This is a genomic window from Sphingomonas daechungensis (assembly GCF_014489495.1).
Taxonomy (GTDB): Bacteria; Pseudomonadota; Alphaproteobacteria; order Sphingomonadales; family Sphingomonadaceae; genus Sphingomicrobium; species Sphingomicrobium daechungense.
The window spans coordinates 1,988,952-2,009,936 of the sequence record NZ_CP060780.1; the positions used below are offsets into that span (position 1 = coordinate 1,988,952).

17 protein-coding genes, 2 tRNA genes and 3 pseudogenes are annotated in these 20,985 nt (G+C 63.4%); 10 read left to right on the plus strand and 12 right to left on the minus strand.

Annotation, left to right across the window (positions count from 1 at the left end):
• Positions 1–2 precede the first annotated feature (2 nt).
• The 5 genes and pseudogenes from H9L15_RS19700 to H9L15_RS10710 form a co-directional block, all read right to left on the minus strand.
• Positions 3–344, minus strand: coding sequence for a hypothetical protein (locus H9L15_RS19700; protein ID WP_317617496.1), 342 nt, complete (start codon positions 342–344; stop codon positions 3–5).
• Positions 299–808, minus strand: coding sequence for a GHMP family kinase ATP-binding protein (locus H9L15_RS19705; RefSeq protein ID WP_317617497.1), 510 nt, complete (start codon positions 806–808; stop codon positions 299–301). Before H9L15_RS19705 ends, H9L15_RS19700 begins: the two co-directional genes overlap by 46 nt.
• Positions 805–1,398, minus strand: coding sequence for a tetratricopeptide repeat protein (locus tag H9L15_RS10700; protein ID WP_223276164.1), 594 nt, complete (start codon positions 1,396–1,398; stop codon positions 805–807). Before H9L15_RS10700 ends, H9L15_RS19705 begins: the two co-directional genes overlap by 4 nt.
• A 68-nt stretch (positions 1,399–1,466) precedes the next feature.
• Entirely contained in the window at positions 1,467–2,270 is an 804-nt protein-coding gene (locus H9L15_RS10705) for a hypothetical protein (RefSeq protein ID WP_187714066.1), read from the minus strand.
• Positions 2,271–2,451: 181 nt separating this feature from the next.
• Positions 2,452–4,099: pseudogene (locus tag H9L15_RS10710) on the minus strand (electron transfer flavoprotein-ubiquinone oxidoreductase).
• Between the two features lie 91 nt (positions 4,100–4,190).
• Here H9L15_RS10710 and H9L15_RS10715 point away from each other — a divergent pair.
• From H9L15_RS10715 to H9L15_RS10745, 7 genes and pseudogenes are all read left to right on the plus strand, one after another.
• The gene (locus H9L15_RS10715) at positions 4,191–4,904 is read left to right on the plus strand and encodes a uracil-DNA glycosylase (protein ID WP_187714067.1); all 714 of its coding nucleotides are present in this window, start codon (positions 4,191–4,193) and stop codon (positions 4,902–4,904) included.
• Between the two features lie 238 nt (positions 4,905–5,142).
• Positions 5,143–5,445, plus strand: coding sequence for a hypothetical protein (locus H9L15_RS10720; RefSeq protein ID WP_187714068.1), 303 nt, complete (start codon positions 5,143–5,145; stop codon positions 5,443–5,445).
• Positions 5,442–6,746, plus strand: coding sequence for a lytic transglycosylase domain-containing protein (locus H9L15_RS10725; RefSeq protein WP_187714069.1), 1,305 nt, complete (start codon positions 5,442–5,444; stop codon positions 6,744–6,746). The genes H9L15_RS10720 and H9L15_RS10725 overlap by 4 nt, the downstream gene beginning before the upstream one ends.
• Before the next feature lie 45 nt (positions 6,747–6,791).
• Complete coding sequence (locus tag H9L15_RS10730; RefSeq protein ID WP_187714070.1) at positions 6,792–7,862, plus strand: PA0069 family radical SAM protein; 1,071 nt, start codon at positions 6,792–6,794, stop codon at positions 7,860–7,862.
• 69 nt (positions 7,863–7,931) lie between these two features.
• Positions 7,932–9,301 (plus strand): annotated as a pseudogene (locus tag H9L15_RS10735) (M28 family peptidase).
• A 21-nt stretch (positions 9,302–9,322) separates the two neighbouring features.
• The gene (locus tag H9L15_RS10740) at positions 9,323–9,586 is read left to right on the plus strand and encodes a hypothetical protein (RefSeq protein ID WP_187714071.1); all 264 of its coding nucleotides are present in this window, start codon (positions 9,323–9,325) and stop codon (positions 9,584–9,586) included.
• Between the two features lie 43 nt (positions 9,587–9,629).
• Positions 9,630–9,706: transfer RNA gene (locus H9L15_RS10745), tRNA-Pro, on the plus strand.
• A 2-nt stretch (positions 9,707–9,708) separates the two neighbouring features.
• Here H9L15_RS10745 and H9L15_RS10750 read toward each other — a convergent pair.
• The 4 genes from H9L15_RS10750 to H9L15_RS10765 form a co-directional block, all read right to left on the minus strand.
• Positions 9,709–10,602: an SMP-30/gluconolactonase/LRE family protein gene (locus H9L15_RS10750; RefSeq protein WP_187714072.1), complete on the minus strand. Its 894-nt coding sequence runs from the start codon at positions 10,600–10,602 to the stop codon at positions 9,709–9,711.
• Positions 10,603–10,660: 58 nt separating this feature from the next.
• Positions 10,661–12,247, minus strand: coding sequence for an MFS transporter (locus H9L15_RS10755; RefSeq protein WP_187714073.1), 1,587 nt, complete (start codon positions 12,245–12,247; stop codon positions 10,661–10,663).
• On the minus strand, positions 12,247–13,233 hold the full coding sequence (gene glk, locus H9L15_RS10760) for a glucokinase (protein ID WP_187714074.1): 987 nt from the start codon (positions 13,231–13,233) through the stop codon (positions 12,247–12,249). The genes H9L15_RS10755 and glk overlap by 1 nt, the downstream gene beginning before the upstream one ends.
• A 71-nt stretch (positions 13,234–13,304) precedes the next feature.
• Entirely contained in the window at positions 13,305–13,679 is a 375-nt protein-coding gene (locus H9L15_RS10765) for a winged helix-turn-helix transcriptional regulator (protein ID WP_187714075.1), read from the minus strand.
• Positions 13,680–13,808: 129 nt separating this feature from the next.
• Between H9L15_RS10765 and H9L15_RS10770 the strand changes: the two genes are divergently transcribed.
• Entirely contained in the window at positions 13,809–14,360 is a 552-nt protein-coding gene (locus tag H9L15_RS10770; protein ID WP_187714076.1) for an FMN-dependent NADH-azoreductase, read from the plus strand.
• Positions 14,361–14,447: 87 nt separating this feature from the next.
• On the opposite strand, the gene H9L15_RS10775 is transcribed toward H9L15_RS10770, so the two are convergent.
• Together H9L15_RS10775 and H9L15_RS10780 are read right to left on the minus strand one after the other, a co-directional pair.
• Positions 14,448–14,522, minus strand: a tRNA-Ile gene (locus H9L15_RS10775).
• Between the two features lie 89 nt (positions 14,523–14,611).
• A complete protein-coding gene (locus H9L15_RS10780; protein ID WP_187714077.1) occupies positions 14,612–15,487 on the minus strand; it encodes a HAMP domain-containing histidine kinase in 876 nt (291 codons plus the stop codon).
• A 142-nt stretch (positions 15,488–15,629) separates the two neighbouring features.
• Here H9L15_RS10780 and H9L15_RS10785 point away from each other — a divergent pair, with 142 nt between their 5' ends.
• Positions 15,630–16,250, plus strand: a complete 621-nt coding sequence (locus H9L15_RS10785; protein WP_187714078.1) for a hypothetical protein — start codon at positions 15,630–15,632, stop codon at positions 16,248–16,250.
• A gap of 152 nt (positions 16,251–16,402) precedes the next feature.
• On the opposite strand, the gene H9L15_RS10790 is transcribed toward H9L15_RS10785, so the two are convergent.
• Positions 16,403–17,722 (minus strand): tetratricopeptide repeat protein, encoded by a 1,320-nt coding sequence (locus H9L15_RS10790; protein WP_187714079.1) that lies wholly within the window; start codon positions 17,720–17,722, stop codon positions 16,403–16,405.
• Between the two features lie 519 nt (positions 17,723–18,241).
• Here H9L15_RS10790 and gyrA point away from each other — a divergent pair.
• Positions 18,242–20,980 (plus strand): annotated as a pseudogene (gene gyrA, locus H9L15_RS10795) (DNA gyrase subunit A).
• Positions 20,981–20,985 lie beyond the last annotated feature (5 nt).

A 20,985-nucleotide genomic window follows, 5' to 3' on the forward strand; every position in this document is an offset into this window, starting at 1 on the left:
GCTTAGCGCAGATAGGTCGCCAGCCGCCACCATTCCCGCGGGACGGCGATTTCGGCATGATCCCTGGCATCCTCGCTTTCGAACAGGGCGAAACAAGTCGCACCGCTCCCCGACATTCGTGCGAAGCTGACGCCGTTCTGAACTGAGAGCCACGCCAGGACCGTCCCAACGAGCGGCACCTGTTCGATGGCGGCCACCTCGAGGTCATTCCTGCCTGCGCGCCAATCGCCGAGAGGGCCCTTATCCTCCCCGTTCCAAGCTGCGAATACATCGGCAGTCTTGAGCTCAACCCGCGGATTCACGAGCAGAACGGGTGTGCCGCTGACGCCTGCGTCCACGGGCACCAGCTCATCCCCGCCCCATCTCCCCTGACACTCATGCTTAGCAAACAGGCAGGGACGTCCGCGCCGAGGCCAGGCGCAACGGCACTCGCATGCGCAGGATCGATGCTCCACAATCGCGTCAGCAAACGAAGCGCGGCGGCCGCGTCAGCCGATCCTCCACCAATGCCTGATGCGACTGGGAGACTTTTGGTTAGCGTAAGCCTAGCGCCCCGATCGGTCCCGGCATGCTCACGAAGCGCGTTGGCGGCGCGAAGAGCCAAATTATCGGCAGGATTGCCAAGATCGCCGGCGAATGGGCCTCGAACATCAAGAGACAAGTTGTCGGCGTCAGCGGCGGACAACTCGTCACCATCTGTGCAGAAGGCAAAGATCGTTTCGATCCGGTGGCGTCCGTCGGGCAACTTGCCACGAACATGCAGCGCGAGGTTGAGCTTTGCCGGCGCCGGCTCGCAATATTCCGTCAAGGCGCGGCGTTCGCCGGAGTCAGGCCATTGTCGAGCTTGGCCTTGAGACGGACCGCGTCATCATTCTCCGCAGTAATGAGCGCTGCGGACCAGGAATAACGCGCCTCGAACTTGTTGCCGGCCTTGTAGAGGGCGTCGCCAAGATGCTCGTGGATCTCCGCCTGTGCCGGATCGCCCTTCGCGGCGCGGGTCAGGATTTCGATCGCCTCCTTTGTCCTCCCGCGCTTGAAAACGGCCCAGCCGAGCGAATCCGTGATCGAAGCATCGTCAGGAGCAAGCGCGCTGGCCTTGCGGATCATCGCCTCGGCCGTGTCGAGGTCTTCGCCACGTTCCAGCTTCGCATAACCCAGGAAATTCAGAATGATTGGCTGGTCCGGAGCGAGGGCAAGCGCTTGGCCAAGGAGATCGCGCGTTTCCGGCCAATGGTTCGCCTCCTCCAGAGACGTCGCCTCGAGGAACAGCAACGGCCAACGCTCTTCGGGTTTGGCATTGGGGCCAAGCATCTGGACCGCGCGGTTATACGCACCGGCGCTCTCTTCATAGCGCTTCAAATTGGAGAGGACGTCGCCAAGTCGGGCGTAATCACTCACCCCAGCGTTCGCAGCGGAAGCGGACTTCTGCGCGACCTGGAGGGCCTCCGCATCCCGATCCGCACTGACTAGCGAGCGCACCTCCGTATCGCGGGCCTGGGCCGCGAGCGGATCCGCAGCCGGGATCCCCGGAGAACCCCAATTGCTTCATCCGCACGGCCACGCTGGCCGAGCATCAGGCCGAGCGTATGGGCCGTCGCGCTGCTCTCGGGCGCAGCGTAACGAGCGACCTGCGCGAACGACACAGGAAGCTTCTCGTTGCGCATACGGTCGAATTCGACGGCGATGAAATCGAGCAACTCGGCAAATGCCCGCCGGCTATTGTCGATGCGAATGCTCGACGACTTGCCTTGCAGGACCTTTTCCGCGGCCGGTGCGGCGCCCCTGTTCAAGCCCTGAAGGATCGTCTGGGCCCGATCCTTGTCTCCTGCGGCAACCAAGGCGTCCGCGAAAGCGAGACGCATGCGGAGCGAGCGGATGCCGCCGCCTTTCAAGGCCTGGTCGATAAACGGCTGAGCTTGTGCGGTTCGGCGGAACTTGATCAGGATGAGAGCGCGGTTCTCGGGTTCCAGGGCAGCCAGCAGGTTGTTTGGAGCCACGCCGTCCAAGGCCGCAATCGCCTTTGCCTCGTTGCCCGCATCGGCCTCGACCCATGCCTCGAGGAACGGCCCAGCAAATCCGACGTCTCCTGCCTCGGTCGGTTGCCGCAGCAGAGCGAGCGCGAGCTTGTTGTCGTTGGACCGCAGTGCCTCGGCAACCTGCAACATGCGCGCTTCGATCGGCGTACTTGCCGCAGGAAGGCTGCCAACGAGCTTCAGTGCCAACTTCATGTCGCCGGCGCTGATCGCCTGGGCCAGCGCTTCCCTGACCACTGGCTGGCTCGACGGGTTCGTGTCCGCCAGTTGGGCAAGGAGCTGCGCGGATCGGGCATGATTGCCATCGATCGCCGCCGCCCGACCTTCGAGATAGATTCGGGAGGCATTCGAAGTGGCAACGGCTCCAGCAGGCGCCGACGCGGCTGAAGCGATCAGCGCCAGCGCGACGGTGGTGACCCTACATGTTCGGGTAATTCGGCCCTCCGCCGCCTTCCGGGGTGACCCAGTTGATGTTCTGGGTCGGGTCCTTGATGTCGCAGGTCTTACAGTGGACGCAGTTCTGGGCATTGATTTGCAGCCGGGGCTTTCCGTTCGGTTCTTCGACAAACTCGTAGACGCCCGCCGGACAATAACGCTGTTCGGGCCCGTCGTAGAGCGCCAAATTCACGTCCACGGGTACGGTCGCATCCTTTAGCGTCAGGTGAACGGGCTGGTCTTCCTCATGGTTCGTGTTCGACAGGAACACCGATGTCAGACGATCGAAGGTCAGCACGCCATCCGGCTTCGGATAGTCGATTTTCTTGGCTTCGCTCTTCCTACGAAGCGTCGTGTTGTCGGCCTTGTGCTTCAGCGTCCAGGGCAGTCGAATGCCCAACTGGCCCAACCAGATGTCGAAACCCGCATAAAGCGTCCCAAGCAGGCCGCCGAAATGCGCTACCGCGGGCTGGGCGTTGCGCACCATCCGCAATTCCTTGTCGATCCAACTGGAGCGGACGGAGGGCTCGTAAGCTTCGAGAAGGTCACTGGACCGGTCCTTGCAGAGCGCGTCGAACGCGGCCTCGGCGGCCAGCATCCCCGACTTCATCGCCGTGTGCGTGCCCTTGATCCGGGGCACGTTCACGAACCCGGCCGAGCATCCGATCAGGGCGCCGCCGGGAAAGCGAGCTGGGGAATGGCTTGCCAGCCCCCTCATTAATGGCGCGGGCGCCGTACGACAGTCGACGGCCGCCTTCGATTTCGGCGCGAATGGCCGGATGCGTCTTCCAGCGCTGGAATTCCTCGAACGGCGACAAATAAGGGTTCGAGTAATCGAGGGCGACCACGAAGCCCAAGGCGACTTGGTTGTTCTCCTGATGATAGAGAAATCCGCCGCCCCAGGCGTCATCCAGGGGCCAGCCCTGCGAATGAATGACTCGTCCAGGCTTATGCTTGTCAGCAGGAATCTCCCACAACTCTTTGACACCCAGACCGAAAACCTGTGGTCCGGACTGATCACGCAGCCCGAATATGCGGGTCAGTTCCTTGGTCAGACTGCCGCGGGCACCCTCCGCAAAGAACGTGTACTTGGCATGCAGTTCCATACCTGGCTGGTAGTCCGGACGGTGTGAGCCATCGCGAGCAAGGCCCATGTCGCCTGTCGCGACGCCCTTTACCGAGCCGTCCTCGTTGAACAGCACTTCGGCGGCCGGAAATCCTGGAAAAATCTCGACGCCGAGTTCCTCGGCCTGCCCGGCCAGCCAGCGGCAGAAATTCCCAAGACTGAGGGTGTACGTCCCTTTGTTCCGCATGAACGGTGGCAAGGCGACATGCGGCATGCCGAACTTGCCGGTTTTCGACAGGACCCAGTGGTGATTTTCAGTGACCGGGACGGTGAGCGGCGAGCCTTTGTCGTTCCAGTCGGGTATGAGCTCAGTGAGGGCCTTGGGGTCGATTACCGCACCGGACAAAATGTGTGCCCCGACTTCGCTGCCCTTCTCGAGGATGCAGACCGAGATCTCGCGCCCGGCCTCGGCGGCAAGTTGCTTCAGACGGATCGCGGCGGACAAGCCGGCAGGCCCCGCGCCGACGATCACCACGTCATAGGCCATGGATTCGCGTTCGCTCATCGTTCCCCTCGTCGCACAGGCAGGGCGCCTCGCCCACGACAGCCCTGCTTTTCCTTGACCGCGCCGTCAATGCTAGTGGAGAATCCGTGGCATGGGTGGGGAGCACGACCGTTTGAGCGCGGCCGAGGCTGCCAGCGTGCTTGGCTGGTGGCTGGAAGCTGGCGTCGATGTCGCAATTCAGGAGCAGCCGCGCGCGTGGCTGGGCGCGGCGGCCGCTTCCACGCCGGAGGCGCACGTCATTGACGCATCTGAATCCATTGAAGAAGTACCCGCCAGCCTTGACGCATTCCGATCCTGGCTCGGTGAAACTCCCACTCTACCATTTGCGAAAGCCCATTCGCGTCGAGTGCTTCCCATTGGGGCGGAGGCGGCCGAGATCATGCTTCTGTTCGACATGCCGTCGGCCGAAGACGTGGCGGAGGGCCAGCCGATCGCTGGGCCTGCTTGGGAACTAACCGAACGAATGCTGGCAGCCATCGGCTTCAACGCGGAGCAGGCGTATGTCGGAAACATCTCCTGCGTTCATACTCCCGGATCGCGCCTCACGGCGGCGGAGCTGGAAGCTTGCGCGGCGATTGCCCGGCGACAGATCGCACTCGCAAAGCCCAAGAGACTTCTCCTGCTCGGAGATGGCCCCAGCAAGGCACTTTTGGGCAAGCCCGCGGCGGCAGCCCGCGGCCACGTTCACAAAATCGAAGGGGTGCGCACGGTAGCCACGTTCCACCCGCGGTTCCTGCTCGACCGGCCATCGAACAAGGCACTCGCGTGGGGCGACCTTCTGCTTCTGATGGAGGACGAAGTTTGAGCATCCACCTAATTCTTGCAGCAGCCGCGGCAGCGGCCACGCAGGGCCAGGCGTCGGACCCGCTCGCTCCGCTGCCGGCTCAACCGGCGGTCAGCCCTCCTGCCATCCTCGTTCCGGTACCCAGTACCCAGCAATCGCCGGCTGTGATCAGTCCGAACGCCACCCCTCCAGGGTCCTTGGTCGTCCAGCCTCCGTTTCCAACCACGAATTCACCGCCGGCCCCGTCGTAGCAATTCGCGTGCCCCGCAATTGGGCCGAGGTGTTCTCGGCGATCCGCGGCGGCCGTTGGGCTGAGGCGCAAGCCGGGATCGTCGCCCTCCCTCAAGACACCCTGACGCCTGTCGCCAAGGCAGAGCTCTACACCGCCAAAGGCTCGCCCGTCGTATCGCTTGGCCAAATCCAGGCGCTTCTCGCCGAAGCTCCGGATTTGCCGCAGGCAGAGCAGCTATCGCGCCTCGCTTTGACGCGGGGGATGACGAACTATCCTATTATGTCGCGAAGAAGCCGGTCACCTGGCTCGGCAATTCGCCCAGCCGAATGAAGGCGAAGGCCGTCGCTGGCGAGCCCGCCGCGGATCAGCTTCGGTCGCAGCTCGATCCGCTGATCAAGGCTGACGACGCGGTCAATGCCGAGTTGCTGCTAATCCAGGCCGCTCCGTCGCTCAGCTATGAAGCACGCGCCGAAGCGGGACAGCGGGTCGCATGGTCATATTACTCGATCAGCCGCGATACCGACGCGCGACGAGTGGCCGATACCTATCGGCAAGGCGCTACGGGCGATTGGGCAAGCCAATCGGCCTGGGTATCCGGCCTTGCATCGTGGCGGCTCAACGACTGCAACGCAGCCTCCTTCTCATTCAAAGAAGTGGGAAGCCGGGCGCAGCAGCGCGAGCTTTCCGCCGCGGGCTACTACTGGGCCGCACGTTCTGAGCAGATGTGCCGCAGGCCTGCAGCAGTTGCTCCATTGCTCCGGCTGGCATCCAACTCGCCTGAAAGCTTTTACGGCCTGCTCGCCCGCGAGACTTTAGGCGTCGATCGCCGCCTGCCGCCCGATATTCACAACGGCATCAGCCGTATCGCCAACCTGCCCAACGTCCGGCGCGCGGAAGAGCTGAGAAACATCGGCCAGCCCTGGCTCGCTGAGGAATTGATCGAGCACCAGGCCCAAATCGGCCGGGTCCAGGATCATCACGCGTTGATCGAGCTGGCCCGCAAGCTCGACCTTCCGTCGGCGCAATACTGGCTCGCTCACAATGGACAGTATGGCGCCGTTGTCGATGCGGTCGATCGCTATCCTGTCCCGCGCTGGATGCCGCGTAATGGCTGGCGCATCGACCCGGCCCTCGCACTCGCACACATGCGGCAGGAATCGAACTTCCGCACCGACGTGGTCAGCCCCGCCGGCGCCGTTGGCCTGATGCAGGTCCTGCCGACGACCGCCAATGCCATGGCCCGGCGCAACGGCTACGATGCCGGGAGCCTCTACGACCCGACCGCGAACATCGAATACGGCCAGAGCTTCATTGAAGCGATGCGGTCGTCTTCAGCCACCCAGGGCCAGCTTCCGAAGATTATCGCTGCCTATAACGCCGGACCGCTGCCCGTAGCGCGCTGGGCCTATATGGCTCCCGCCGACCCGCTGCTTTGGATTGAATCCATCCCCTACTGGGAGACCCGCTACTACGTTCCGGCAGTTCTTCGAAACCTGTGGGTTTACCAAGGGATAGCGGGCGCAGAGACGCCGACGCTCGACGCACTGGTCCAGCATCGCTGGCCGGCCTTTCCGACCGCCAAGACCAATCTGGCCGCCGCTTCTGAACTCCGGTCCGCCGGCGAACCCTGAGTCTTTGTTCTTGTTTCGTTCTGGCGTGCGGCGTAATTTCGCGACATGCCAATCGAGTCGATCAAGGGGCGCGGAGCGACGCGCAATCCAATCCCGACGCGCTTCAATCTCCAGAAGCGGCTGACGGAAGGAGAATGGCTGGATTCGGTTGAGGCGTTAGACGGCGTGCCGAAGCGACGGACGACGGTCACGATCGAACATCCCAAGTCTATCCTGAACCGCAACAAGTCGCCCGACATCGGTTTCGACCGATCGGTCAACGCCTATCGGGGCTGCGAGCACGGCTGCATCTACTGCTTCGCGAGGCCGACGCACGCCTTTCACGACCTCTCGCCTGGCGTAGATTTCGAATCCCGGCTGTTCGCCAAGCCCAATGCAGCGCAGCTTCTTCATGCGGCCTTGTCGCGGTCCGGATACGACTGCGCTCCAATCGCGATGGGGACGAACACCGACCCCTATCAGCCAATCGAGGAACGATGGCGAATCACCCGAGCGCTCATCGAGTTGCTGGTCGAGACGCGGCACCCCTTCTCCATCACTACCAAGTCCGACCGGGTGCTGCGGGACCTGGACCTGCTGAAGCCCGCGGGTGAGCTTGGGATCGTGTCCGTGGCGCTGTCCGTGACGTCACTCGACCCAAAGACGGCTCGGGCGCTGGAGCCGAGGGCCCCCGCTCCACACCGGCGCGTTGCCGCGATCAAGGCGCTCAACGATGCGGGCGTTCCTTGCCACATCGCCATCGCCCCGGTCGTGCCCCAGATCACCGACCACGAGATGGAAGCTCTAGTCGAGGCCGGAGCGAAGGCCGGAGCTCGCGGCGGCTTCTACCTCCCGGTCCGTCTCCCCCACGAGGTGGCACCCCTCTTCCGTGCTTGGCTCGACGAGCATTTTCCCGACCGTGCAGGGAAGGTCATGGCAACCATCCAGTCCCTTCGCGGAGGACGGGACAACGATCCCAATTTCTTCAGCCGAATGCAGGGTCAGGGTCCATGGGCCGATCTCCTGCGGACGCGCTTCGAGAAAGCCGCGAAGAAATACGGCCTGCCGCAGTCCAGGTTCGGGCTCCGGCGCGACCTTTTCCAACCACCGCAGGGCAATCAACTGAGGCTGCTTTGATGGATTTGGGCGCGCTTTTTATCGAACGCCGGGGTGACTTCGCCCGGCTCCCTGCCCTACGCAATGCCCATGCGTAATCCGTTCATTGCCGCGCTTCTGCTCGCGACTGCCGCTCCAGCTTTGTCTCAGGCTGTGCCTCCCCAAGTCTCCGGCCTCCGCGATGCCGCGTTGAAGGACGACTATGCCTGGGACATCGTTGAAGGTCTGACGACCGAGGTGGGCCAGCGAATGGCCGGCACGGAGGCCGAGGCAAGGGCTCGCGATTGGGCGGTCCGCAAGCTCACCGCAATGGGCTTTTCCAACGTCCGCATCGAGCCGTTCGACATGCCGGTCTGGACCCGTGGCCGGGAGGCGGCGGAAATCCTTGGACCCTTTCCGCAGAAGATGGTGGTGACAGCGCTCGGCAACAGCGCATCGACGCCGGGCGAAGGGATCACTGGGGAGGTGGTCGGCTTCAATTCCGAGGCGGAGTTCGAAGCGGCACCAGCCGAGACCGTTCGCGGTAAGATCGTCTTCGTGTCGCACGCCATGCCACGCACGCAGGACGGCTCGAGCTACGGCTATTTCGGCGCACCACGCCGGCAGGGCCCATCAGTCGCGAGCCGGAAAGGTGCGATCGCAATCATCGTTCGCTCGATCGGTACCGACTATCACCGCAACCCGCATGCCGGCGTCCAGCGGTTTGAAGACGGAGTGAAGCCCATTCCCGCCGGAGCGCTTAGCATCCCTGATGCCGAACAGCTTCAGCGCATCCTGAAGCGCGGCAAGCCGGTCACCATGCGGCTGACGCTTGTCTCGCAGGTCACTCAAGGCAAATCCGGAAACGTTATCGCCGAAGTCCCGGGGCGCGATTCCAAGGCCCCATTCTCTTGGTTGGCGGCCATCTCGACAGCTGGGATCTCGGAACCGGGGCAATCGACGATGCGTCCGGCGTCGCAATCACCACGGCTGCCGCGAAGCGGATCATGGATGCTGGCAAGCCGTTGCGCACCATCCGCGTCGTCTGGTTCGGTGCGGAGGAGGTCGGCCTGTTCGGCGGCTTCGATTATCAGAAGAAGCACGGCAGCGAGCCGCACTATGCGATCGCCGAAAGCGATTTCGGCGCCGACCGCATCTGGAAGGTGGACAGCAAGCTCGGCAAGGACCGTGAAGCGGAGGGCAAGGCGCTTCAGCTGGCCTTGTCTCCGCTGGGCATCGTCCCGGGCTCACTCGACAAGGCGGATGGCTCCGACATCGAGCCCTTGCTCAATGCAGGGATGCCGGGTGTCGGCCTCAGCCAGGACGGCACGCATTACTTCGATCTTCATCACACGCCTGATGACACGCTGGACAAGATTGATCCCGAGGCGCTCCGCCAGAATGTCGCGGCTTACACTGCGATGCTGGCAACGCTCTCCGGCGGAATTGAGCCGGAGCCGAAACGGGGCAAACGGCGTTGAGACCCTGAAAGGGAGGATCCCATGCGAATTCTGTTTGCAATACCGCTTCTTCTGCTCGGCGCCTGCCAGGTCAGCAAGGATGACAACTCGACCACCGTTTCGTTCAACCAGGATGTGGCCGAGAACACCGCGGCGGACATCGGCAACACGGCCGAAAACATCGGCGGGATGATCGCCAATGACGTCGACCAAGCCGCTGACAAAGTCCAGAACAAGGTCGGGAACGTCGATGTCGACGTCAATGTCAGCCGCGATAACGACGGCCACGACGGCAATCATCAATAGCGAGGTTGTCCCTGCGCGACCCTTCGTCTAGCAGGCCCGCCGTCGGGGAGTAGCGCAGCCTGGTAGCGCATCTGCTTTGGGAGCAGAGGGTCGCAGGTTCGAATCCTGTCTCCCCGACCACTTCAACGCTTGCGGCGACGCTCCTCAGTCCTCGACCAAGGGCAGGCGATGCCTGTAACGCCCGCAGAGAAAGCGAAGACGGACCCCGCGAGCGGTTGCTGGTCCAGTTGCTCGGGCTTGAGCAGATGCGTTGCCGTCGTCGCGAAAGCCGTCCGAAGATCGGCTCCCCCAAACGCGATCTTGGTAATGTTCGCGACCGGGAATCGAACTCGCTCAAGCAATTCGCCGGCGGGCGAATAGCGCCGCGTTTCCCACCCCGCGAACAGGCTGATCCATATGCAGCCTTCACTGTCGACAGTCGGGCCGTCCGGGTGGCCCTCGGAAGGGTCGATCCGGACGACCAGCTGCGATGGGCCCAGCTGCCCATCTCCCCAGATCTCGCAGGCCGAAATGGTGCCGCCCAGCGTATCGACCCAGTAAAGCATCTTGCCGTCAGGAGAGATCGCGGGTCCGTTGGTGATCGAGATGTTGGCCACGTTCGTCCGCATCAACTTGCCGCGGTAGTAGCAGTAGAAGGCACCAGTCTTCGATCGCTCGGTATCGTCCATCGTCCCGAACCATAGGCGCCCAACCGGGTCGACCACACCATCGTTCAACCGATTGTCCGGCATGTCCGGTTCGACCGCAACCAGAAGGCTGAACGTGCCCTTCTTCGGATCGAAGTGGTGCAGGCCGCCTTGCAAGCCGGCGATGAAGCCTCCGCCCTTCGCAGGAAGAACGAAACCCACCTGGGCAGGCGCTTCCCAGCTTTGCTGATCGCCACTTTCCGGATCGACGCGGTGGACTTGCCGCTTCTTGATGTCGACAAACCAGAGAGCCTGGTCTCGCTCGACCCAGACGGGACCTTCTCCCAGCGCGGCCCCTATTTCCCAAACCAGATGCGCTTGGCGGCTCATCGACGGCTCCCCTGCATCCCCTCCGGACTATTCTGCCGGAAAGCGTCCAAACAGATCGTTACACTCCCGTCGCGGCAAACGTGTGCCCGTCGGGATCGAGGTCGCGCAAATCCCGACCGCGCGTCTCCTTGCCGAACACGGCCACCAGGATCAGCGCCAGGATCGTGGGAACGATAATGATCAGCGAGACGACGTCCAGAGGCGGCACCAGCGCCAGGATGGCCAGGAACTGGGCAATCATCCCGCCCGCCTTGGTGCAAGCGGCCACGGTCCCGGTCGTCCGACCGCGGATTCTCAAAGGGAAGCTCTCCGCCGCGTACGGAAGCAGCATCGCCACCAGTCCGTTCGTTCCGACGATGAGCAAGGCGACGGGAAATACCGGGCTTCCCTGCCCCGTGAATTCGAGCCACAAAACGCCGGCTAGTCCGAGCAATGTCACTCCGATCGAGCCGACAACGGACCACTTCGTGCTCCAGCGGCTGTAGAAATAGGCGACCAGGAACACGGTCGGAAAGGCGATAAGCGCCGATTCAGCAAGCAGTCTGCTGGTGAGCTCCATGCTGTAGCCGCGTGCGACAAGGTCGGCCGGGAGCCAGAGCAGCAATCCGAAGTTGACCAGGCCGTAGCAAACTGCCGCGAGGCTGAGCGCGAACAGCTTCCCGAAGAAGGCACGGCCGGTGAGCGCGACGGACGATCCCTTGGCCAGGGCAACCGTCTCGGCCGCGCGGGTCGAGCGGGCTTCTGACCCGAAGCGCGCCATGACTTGCCGCGCTTCTTCCCGGCGCCCGCGCGCGAGCAGGAACTTCGCCGACTCGGGAATGAAGGCGCCAAGGAGTACGAGAGAAAGGCCGGTTGGCAGGTTCAGCAGCCACAGGATTCGCCAGCCGAAGTAAGGCTGGAGAAGCGCCGAGAACCCGCTCGCCGCGAAATATCCGCCAACGGCACCAAGGCCACCCACCAGCACCAGGCTCCATCCGCGATGCTTGCTCGGCATCATCTCGGCCAGCAGTGCGTAGGTCACCGGCAGCATTCCGCCTGCGGCCGCGCCCATCAGAAAACACATACCGATGTTCCAGTAGAGCGATGGCATCGCTCCGCAGATCGACGTGCCGACAAACATCACGGCCGACAGCAGGATGGAGGCCTTGCGGCCGTAGATGTCGGCGATGACGCCCCACACGACCGAGCCGACGACCGTACCGCTCAACGCGAAGAACGGAACCAGCGACGCCGTCGCTTTGGGAACGTCATATTCCTTGACCATGCCGGGGATAGTGAAGCCGAGGCTGGCCGGCTTCATGATGTCGATGATCAGAGCGATCACCAGAACGCCCATCAGCATCCAGTGCGCCCTCGACAGCGGCGCATCCTCGGGCGGAGAGACGACGATGTCCTGCGACGCCGACAGGATGCCTGATACATTCTTCGGAAGCAGGCCGTAAGCGGCGACGGCAATGCCCGCCACGATCAGGAACATGCCGAAGATCATGTCGCTGCCCATCGGCATGCCCACGAGCATGAAGTGCATGTTCCGGCCCATCCAGAACATCGGGGCATGAAGCAGGACGCCAGCGGTGACGGCGATTACGCCTATGATGAAGGCAATCAGACCTCGGCGGTCGGAAAGCGTGCTGGTGCTCAACATCAGCGCTCGGATTCGATCACACCATGGTTGCTTGCGAACGCCTCGGCTGCACCGAACAAGCCCGGTTGCGGGTGGACGATAACCTTGACCGGCATTTCGTCCATCATCCGCTCGAATCTGCCCTTCGCAATGAAGCGGTCACGAAAACCGGAACGCGGCAAAAAATCAACCAGTCGCAAGCCCAGCCCGCCGGCGAGCACGACTGCATGTGCTCCCTGCGCCAGCGCATAATCTCCGGCCGCGGCTCCGAAGGCCAGGCACAGGCGGTCCAGCGCAGCTGCGGCGAGCGTGTCGGTGCCCGCAAGGGCTGCGGTCCACAGGTCCTTCTCGTCGCGCAGCGTGTACGGTCTCTTCTCGATCGTGCCGAGCGCTTCGTAGATGTTGAGAAGGCCGCGGCCCGAAACCAGCCGCTCGACCGACACCCGGCGATAATTCGCACGAAGGTGATCGAGGATCTTGTCCTCGAGCGGATCGAGAGGCGCGAAGTCGATGTGGCCGCCTTCGGTCGCAATGACGTCATAGCCGTCCGCACGTTTGAGGAGGCTGGCCACGCCGAGCCCCGTGCCGGGGCCGACGATTGAGATCACGCCGGTCGTGGGCAGATCGGCCTCTGGCCCGCAAATGTGCCGGTAAGCCGACCCATCCAGACCGGCGACCGCATAGGCAATCGCCGCGAAGTCATTGACGATGACGAAGCGCTCGACGCCGAGCCGCTCGTGCATCAACGCTGGCCGAATCACCCAGGGATTGTTGGTCAGCTTCAAGACTTCGCCGCCGACCGGGCCGGCGAAGGCGATGGAGAGCTCGTTCGGAAGTGGCTGGTCGATCCGGCGACCGAATTCCTGCCATGCGTGCTGGAAACTTGCGAACTCGCTGGTCTTCACGGTGACCGGCTCACCGAGATGAACCACGCGGCCGTCATCGATTGACGCCAGCGCGAAGCGCGCGTGCGTCCCTCCGACATCGGCTGCCGCAATTGTCTTCATCTACAGTGACTCCCCGTTCCGAACGGGTGCCCTAGTAGTAAGCGATCGACAAAGCTGCCAGAGCCGTTCGATCAAGCCGCATCACGGCGATCGTGGTCGGCATCGAACTTCGCCTGCGCCAGGTGGATCGCCTCCACATTCTCGGTCGCCCAGGTAGCCAGCCCGCAAATGGGCTTCTGCAGCGATCGGCCGAGCTCGGTCAGCTCGTAATCCACGCGCGGAGGAATCGTCGGAGTGACCGTGCGATTGACCAATCCATCGCGCTCCAGGTTGCGAAGCGTCAGCGTCAGCATGCGCTGCGACACGCTGGGGATTTCGCGCCGAAGCTCGTTGAACCGCTTCGACCCGTCCCCAAGCGTCTGCACGACAAGCACGGTCCACTTGTCGCCAATGCGCGAAAGCAAGGTGCTGATGGTCCGGCAAACTGGATTCGAAGGGTCTTTCATCGGTCGGTCACCTCCATGTTCCCGGCTCACAAATTTGTTCGTCCAAAACAAAAAAGTGCGTTCTTGCGGGCGATTCTGCTGTAGTTATTTAGGGTGCCTCGGTAACAAATCCATACTTAGGAGGCAATAGTGACCATCCTGCATCTCGACGCCAGCATCAACGGCGAAAACAGTGCCAGCCGCGCGATCAGCCGTTCGATCGTCGAGCAGTTGAAGGCCGGACAGTGGGGAGCGAACGTGATCTATCGCGACCTGGCCTCCGACCCACTCCCGCACCTCACGCTCGATGCGTTCGCAAACACCGAGGTTCTCGACGAATTCCTGGCTGCCGACACGATCGTCATCGGCGCCCCGATGTATAACTTCACGCTGCCGACCCAGCTCAAGGCTTGGATCGACAGGATCATCGTCGCCGGGAAGACTTTCCAGTACACGGCCAGCGGACCTGAGGGCCTCGCCAAGGGCAAGCGCGTCATCATCGCCCTCGCCCGCGGCGGTTTCTATCATGAAAGCTCGCCGGCTTCGTCGCTCGAGCATCTCGAGACCTATCTGCGCGGCGTGTTCAATTTCATTGGCATCGAGCCCGAGTTCGTCGCAGCCGATGGCCTCGCGATCAGCCCCGAGCAGCGGGAAAGCTCGCTGAGCCAGGCCAAGGGAGAAACCCTCCGCCTCGCAGCCTGATTAGGAACGCGGGCGACCTAGTCCGCTCGCAGTTCGAGCCTCGGTCGCAAGTCCCCGCGGCCGGGGCTCGATGCTTGATCAAAGATGTGGTGGGCCCGGAGGGATTCGAACCCCCAACCTAGCCGTTATGAGCGGCCGGCTCTACCGTTGAGCTACAGGCCCTCACCGGTTGCGATGCGTTAGCGCTCGGCGCGCGTCCGGCGCAAGCTAGCCTCGGCGGCGCGGCAGAACGAGGGCGAGCTTTTCTCCGGTTACGCGAAGGTCGCCGCCCGCCGTCTGTGCGATCCCCGAGCGAGTTTCAGCGAAAAGCCCGCAGCAAGCACGTCCGCGCCATCCTCAAGCCGGCCGAACAATTGCGCTTCGCTGAGTCCGCGAAGAGCTTGCGGGCGATTCATCGTCACCAGGCATTGGCCGACGTCGCAGTCGAGCGCGATCGTCAGCTTCTCCTTGGGCTCGACCACGTCGATCAGCGCGAAGCAGAACCGGCGCATCAGCCGCTCCAGTACGTTCTGGTCGAAGGTGGCGATCGCGGGGATACGGGAGAGATGGACCTCGGTGAGGCCATGGCGCTCGGACGCCCGAGTCTTCAATTCCTCCGATAGGCGGGTCAGGAGGGCATTGAGATCGGTCGAGCCTTCAAGAGCGGTGGCGGATCGAAGCTTCGCCGCAATATCGAGATCCTCGATCGCCGAGAGCAGCAACCTCGCCTGGGCCACGATTTCTGCGGCGCGTTCGCGATAGGGCTCCTCGGCCGGACCGAGATACTGGCCATCGATAATTTCCGCGAAGCCAATGATCGCGTTGAGCGGCGTGCGTAGTTCGTGGATCAGCTCGCGGAGGGCGTCCTCGTCGAGCGGCTCCTCGGCGGCAGAAACAACCTCTTCCGCAATGCGGTCCATCGACCGCACTCCGACTCCCCGGTAGCCCGCGAAACGGCCATCGGTCGGTTCGAACGCCGGCACCCCACTCAGCTTCCATTCCCCGGCGGCGGGCCCCTCGCCCGAAACGGTCATGATCGCATCGCGGAACGGCGCCCGGACCGAGAACGCCCGCTGAATGCGCTGGTCGACCCCGTTGTGCTCCTGCGGGCTCGCAAGCGAACGCCCGACCAGGGTCCCTTGGCACACCTTCGACCCAGCCGATTTCCCCGGACGGGCCACACTCCCATCGAAAGAGCGGCGGCGAGCCCTCGACTGGAGCGACCGGTGGCAAGGCTGCCCTCATCGCCGGATACGACTGGGCGCGATTGACCTGCCGTTCCTCGCGAAGATGCTCGATCCGGGCCAGGACCTCGCTGATCGACGGGATTGGCGGCATCTGCGCTTGCGGGACAGTCGGTGCGGGATCTGGCTCCGGCCGTGGTACCGGCTCTTGTTCGACGTCATGTTCGTGAACGGGTTCAGGCACGGCCTCGTCCGTGGAAACCGCCAGCGTCTCGGGCTCGAGGTCGACCGGGGGAGCCACGGGAGAAGGCGGCGGCGGCGCCGGCTGTGCTGCGCCCCAAGCAGGAAGCGCCGGATAAAGCGATCGGATGAACTGCCGGCTGTCGGGGCTAGCCGTCGCCAGCACATCCTTCCACTGAAATGGCTGCAGTCCGGCGGACGCAAGAACCGGTGCGGACACGGCCACAGTGTCGCTCGCGAAGAAAATGACCAGTGCAACGGGAAGCTGCGGCCGGGCTACGGCACGCGCGGCGGCGGCACGGAGCGGTTGCTCAATGCTCGGCGCATCGGACAGGATGACCTCAAGCGCCCGCTGGGCGAGAGGGGTCGAAAGGTCGGTAGAGCGCGCCAGAAGCTCGACCAGTTGGCGCCAGCGGACGGCGCGGTCGTGCGCATTGGACGCGGGCTGCGCCAGCACCGTATTCAGGCGATCATCGAACCGCACTAATTTCCGCTTCCTTCACGACCGGTGGGCCCACCGTTCACGGGCGCGCGTTCGTACGGAAGGGGCAGATGCTTAACCATCCCGATTTGGGACAGGGCAAACGTCAGAATTCCAAGGGATTAAGGGCGCCAGTTTCCCGGCGCCCTCCCATCCTCTTACGCCAGTGTCCCGACGTAGGTGAGCCAGTACTTGGCGATTTCAGCCCGAGGTCCGGTCACGGCATTCAATGCCGCGGTCGCCCCAGCTTTGTCGCCGGCACGGGCCAGGGCCATGCCAAGATGCAGGTTGATGAGCCCGGCGTCGGCTCCAGGCTTCTTCAACGCTGCCCGATAGATCTCGACCGCCTTGGCATACTGGCCGTAGCCGTAGAGCAAGTCCGCGTTTCCAACGGCAACCTTTGCCGTCGCAGCGTTCAGGCCCTTCGCCGCTGCCGCATCGAGGCCGGAGGCCTCGCCTGCCGACTTCGTCTTCGCCTCGGCGATCTCTTCCTTGAACGGCGACTTGCCGAGGTCGACGACCTTGGCGGCAACGCCTTCCTCAAGAACGGCCTTGGCCTCGCCTGGATAGCCCTTCATCAGCGCAAGATAGGCGTAGCGATCGTAGTCGCTTTCATCCTTCATCGCATTGACCGCGCGAAGCAGCCGATAGAGGTCCAGCGTACCGGCTTCGTCGACCGTATTCAGGTTCCGGTAGATGCCGACGGAATCACGCCAGTTGCCCGGTGCCGGGTAGGCCGCGACCCACTGCCTGCTCAGCTCCGACGAAACCGGCAGCTTGGCCTTGTACGCGAGCGAAAGGGCCTGCCTGTACAGAGCCTCGGGTGCCTTTCCGCCGTTGGCACTTTGCTGCGCAATGCTCTGGCGCAATGCTGCCACCGCTTCGGCGGGGTTTCCACCCGCGGAGCGCGATTGGGCCAGGAGCGCCCCGACTTCTCCATTCGCCGGATCGAGCTGCTGAGCTTTCTCATACGCTGCAATGGCTTGCGGATACTGTTTGAGATTGTATCTCGCCTTTCCGAGGTTCAGGTAAAAGTTCGCCAACTGTGGCTGGTCGAGCCTTCCCGAAGCGATCAGCGCATCGAGGGCGGTCGCGATCTCGGCGTAATTCTTGCTCGCAACGCCAGCCTTCAGCTGCGCCTGCGAAGTCAGGTACCGCTCATCGGGCGACTGAGCCGCCGCCTGCGCCGCGGCAACCTTCGCCGGAATATTTGCCGTATCGTTGGAATCAACGGCCGTCACCAGCTCCTGGTAGGCCTTGGCGAACGCCGCTGAGATCTTGACCTTCTTGTCGCCGATCTGGACGGTCGCGGTGCCGCCCTTGGCCGGCTGCTTCTGCTCGTTTTCCTTGTCGCCGGCGGTGCGCGGCATCTGCTGGGGCGCGCTGGAGCCGTAGCCTTCACGCTGGGCGTAAGCCGATGTTGAAAGTGCCGTCGAAGCGGCGAGTACGGCACCAAGCGCCAGAGTAGTCGATTTCACTATTGCTCTCCCGTGCGCCGTCCTTGCGGCGCGTTGCTGCGCCGGGGCCAATAAACCCAGGCGAATGGAACGCCAAGACCGCTGTACGAGGCCAACTGAATTCTCGTTGAACCGGCCGCCGGGCGCGCCGCTGCTAACTTCGGATAAGGTCTTTCCCGTCCGGAAATGGACTAATCGAATATTGGGTCTCGCCACCTCCCTTGGCTTCGACACCTCAGGAACTGGCGGGACCCACCTCGGAAGCGGCTCGGTCACCCTCCAGAGACCGGGCCGTTTCTATTTTCTGTCCACAGGATCTGCGCTCAAAGCCTCGCGCGCGTACGCGCGCGCTCTGGCGCGCGGGTGGAAATCGGGCTAGGCCTTCCTATCTGGGGGCACCGCCGTGCAAAGCGGCGGATTCCCCTGCGTATCCGCATCAGCAGACCTACAGGATCATCAGACTTGGCCACCGAACCGCCGGCAGAACTGACCGGCCCGACAGACCCTAGCGATATCGCTCCCATCTCAATCGTCGATGAGATGAAGACCAGCTACCTCGATTACGCGATGAGCGTGATCGTGAGCCGGGCGCTGCCCGACGTGCGCGACGGCCTGAAGCCGGTCCATCGTCGCATTCTCTACGCCTGCCAGGAAGCAGGCTATGTCGCCGGGCGACCCTATCGCAAATCGAGCCGCATCGTCGGTGACGTCATGGGTAAGTATCACCCGCACGGCGACAGCGCGATTTACGACGCATTGGCCCGGATGGTGCAGCCGTGGTCGCTTCGCGTTCCGCTGGTCGACGGCCAGGGCAACTTCGGATCGATGGACCCGGATCCTCCGGCGGCGATGCGCTACACCGAAGCGCGGCTGGCCAAGGTCGCCAACTTCCTGCTCGCGGATATCGACAAGGACACAGTCGACTTCACGCCGAACTATGACGCATCGGAGCGCGAACCGCAGGTCCTCCCGCCCGTTTCCCCAACCTGCTGGTCAATGGCGCCGGCGGCATTGCGGTCGGCATGGCCACGAACATCCCGCCGCACAACTTGGGCGAGGTTCTGGCGGCATGCCGTGCCTATATGGACGATCCGACCGTCAGCTCCGAAGGTCTGATGGAGCATGTGAAGGGTCCGGATTTCCCCACCGGCGCTTTCATCCTCGGCCAGTCCGGCATCCGAAGCGCTTACACGACGGGCCGCGGCTCGATCATGATGCGCTCGCGCTACGAGGTCGAAGAAGGCCGTGGCGATCGGCGCTCGATTGTCCTGACGGAGATCCCCTACCAGGTCGGCAAGTCCGGCCTCGTCGAGAAGATTGCCGAAGCCGCCAAGGACAAGCGCATCGAAGGTGTCTCCGACATCCGCGATGAATCCAACCGCGAAGGCGTCCGGATCGTCATCGACCTGAAGCGCGATGCTACTCCCGACGTCGTCCTCAATCAGCTGTGGCGGCACACGCCGGCCCAGTCGTCGTTCCCGGCCAACATGCTGGCGATTCGCGGCGGACGCCCGGAAACGCTCACGCTCCGCGACATCATCGAAAGCTTCGTAAAGTATCGCGAAGAGGTCATTACCCGCCGTTCGAAGTACGAGCTGCTGAAGGCGCGCGAGCGGGCGCACATCTTGCTCGGCCTGGTCGTCGCGGTCACCAATCTCGACGAGGTCGTCAAGTTGATCCGGGGGTCGGCAAGCCCCGCCGAAGCCCGCGAGAAGCTGCTCGATCGGAAGTGGCCCGGGGCGGAGATCCGTCCCTACATTGCCTTGGTCGAGGCCGTCGAGCCGCAAGGCAAGTCGGACACCTACCAGCTCTCCGAAGCGCAGGTAAAAGCGATCCTCGAGCTTCGCCTGCACCGTCTCACGGCACTCGGCCGCGACGAGATCGGCAAGGAACTCAAGGAGCTGGCGGACTCGATCGGCGAACTGCTGGAAATCCTCGGCAACCGCGTCCGACTCTACGAGGTGATGCGCGAGGAGTTCGACGAGGTCGAGCGCGAGTTTGCAACGCCGCGCATGAGCGAGCTCGCCCCCGCTGCCGAAGGCATCGAGGACGAAGACCTGATCGAGGTCGAGGACATGGTCGTGACCGTGACCATGACCGGCTACATCAAGCGCACTCCACTGGCTCTGTTCCGTGAGCAGAAGCGCGGGGCAAGGGCCGCGCCGGCATGCAGACCAAGGACGAGGATGCGGTCACCACGCTCTTCGTCACTTCGACTCACAATCCGGTGCTGTTCTTCTCGAACCTCGGCCGCGTCTACCGCATGAAGGTCTGGCGCCTGCCCGAAGGCGGGCCGAACACCAAGGGCCGGCCTATGATCAACCTCCTGCCGCTGGCGGAGGGTGAGACGATCTCGACCGTTCTTCCGCTGCCGCAGGACGAGAATGAGTGGGGCGACCTGCACATCATGTTCGCGACCGCGCACGGCACCGTTCGCCGCAACAGCATGGCCGCGTTCACGAATATCCCGACAGCCGGCAAGATCGCGATGCGCTTCGGAACCTCGGCCGTCGAAGGCGCCGATAGCGGCGACGACGGCGACGAGCAGCAGGCGGATCCGAGCGATCGCCTGATCGCCGTCGAGTTGTTGAGCGAAGATGACGACGTCCTCCTCGCCACGCGCAACGGCAAGGCGATCCGCTTCAAGTCGACCGACGTTCGCGAATTCCAGTCCCGGACCTCGACCGGCGTTCGAGGTGTCCGCTTGCTTGGCGGCGACGAGGTGATCTCGATGTCGATCCTCCGCCGTGCCGGCACCACGCAGGAGGAACGCGACGCCTATCTCAAGTCGCCGACCTGGCGCGGTGGATGCTGCCCGAGGGTCTTTCGGAAGAGCGTTGGGCGGAAATTGCCGACAAGGAGCAATTCCTGCTGACCGTGACCGAGAACGGCTACGGCAAGCGGACGTCGACCTATGAATATCGCCGCACGAACCGCGGTGGCCAGGGGATCATCAACATTATCACCAGTGAGCGGAACGGTCCCGTCGTCGCGAGCTTCCCCGTCAAGCCGGGCGAGCAGCTGATGCTCATCACTGATCAGGCCAAGGTCATTCGTACGACCGTCGGCGACATTCGCATCACCGGGCGCAACACGCAGGGTGTCACGATCTTCAAGGTCGCTGAAAACGAGCATGTCGTCGGCGTCGCCAAGATCGACGAGAGCGAAGAGGATGAGATCGAACTTGACGGCGGTGACGAAAAGGCGCCGGAGGAAGGCGCCGTGATCGGGGAAAGCGAGCTCGAACGGCCCGCCGATCCCGAGCCCGGTGCGGAGTAGCGCCT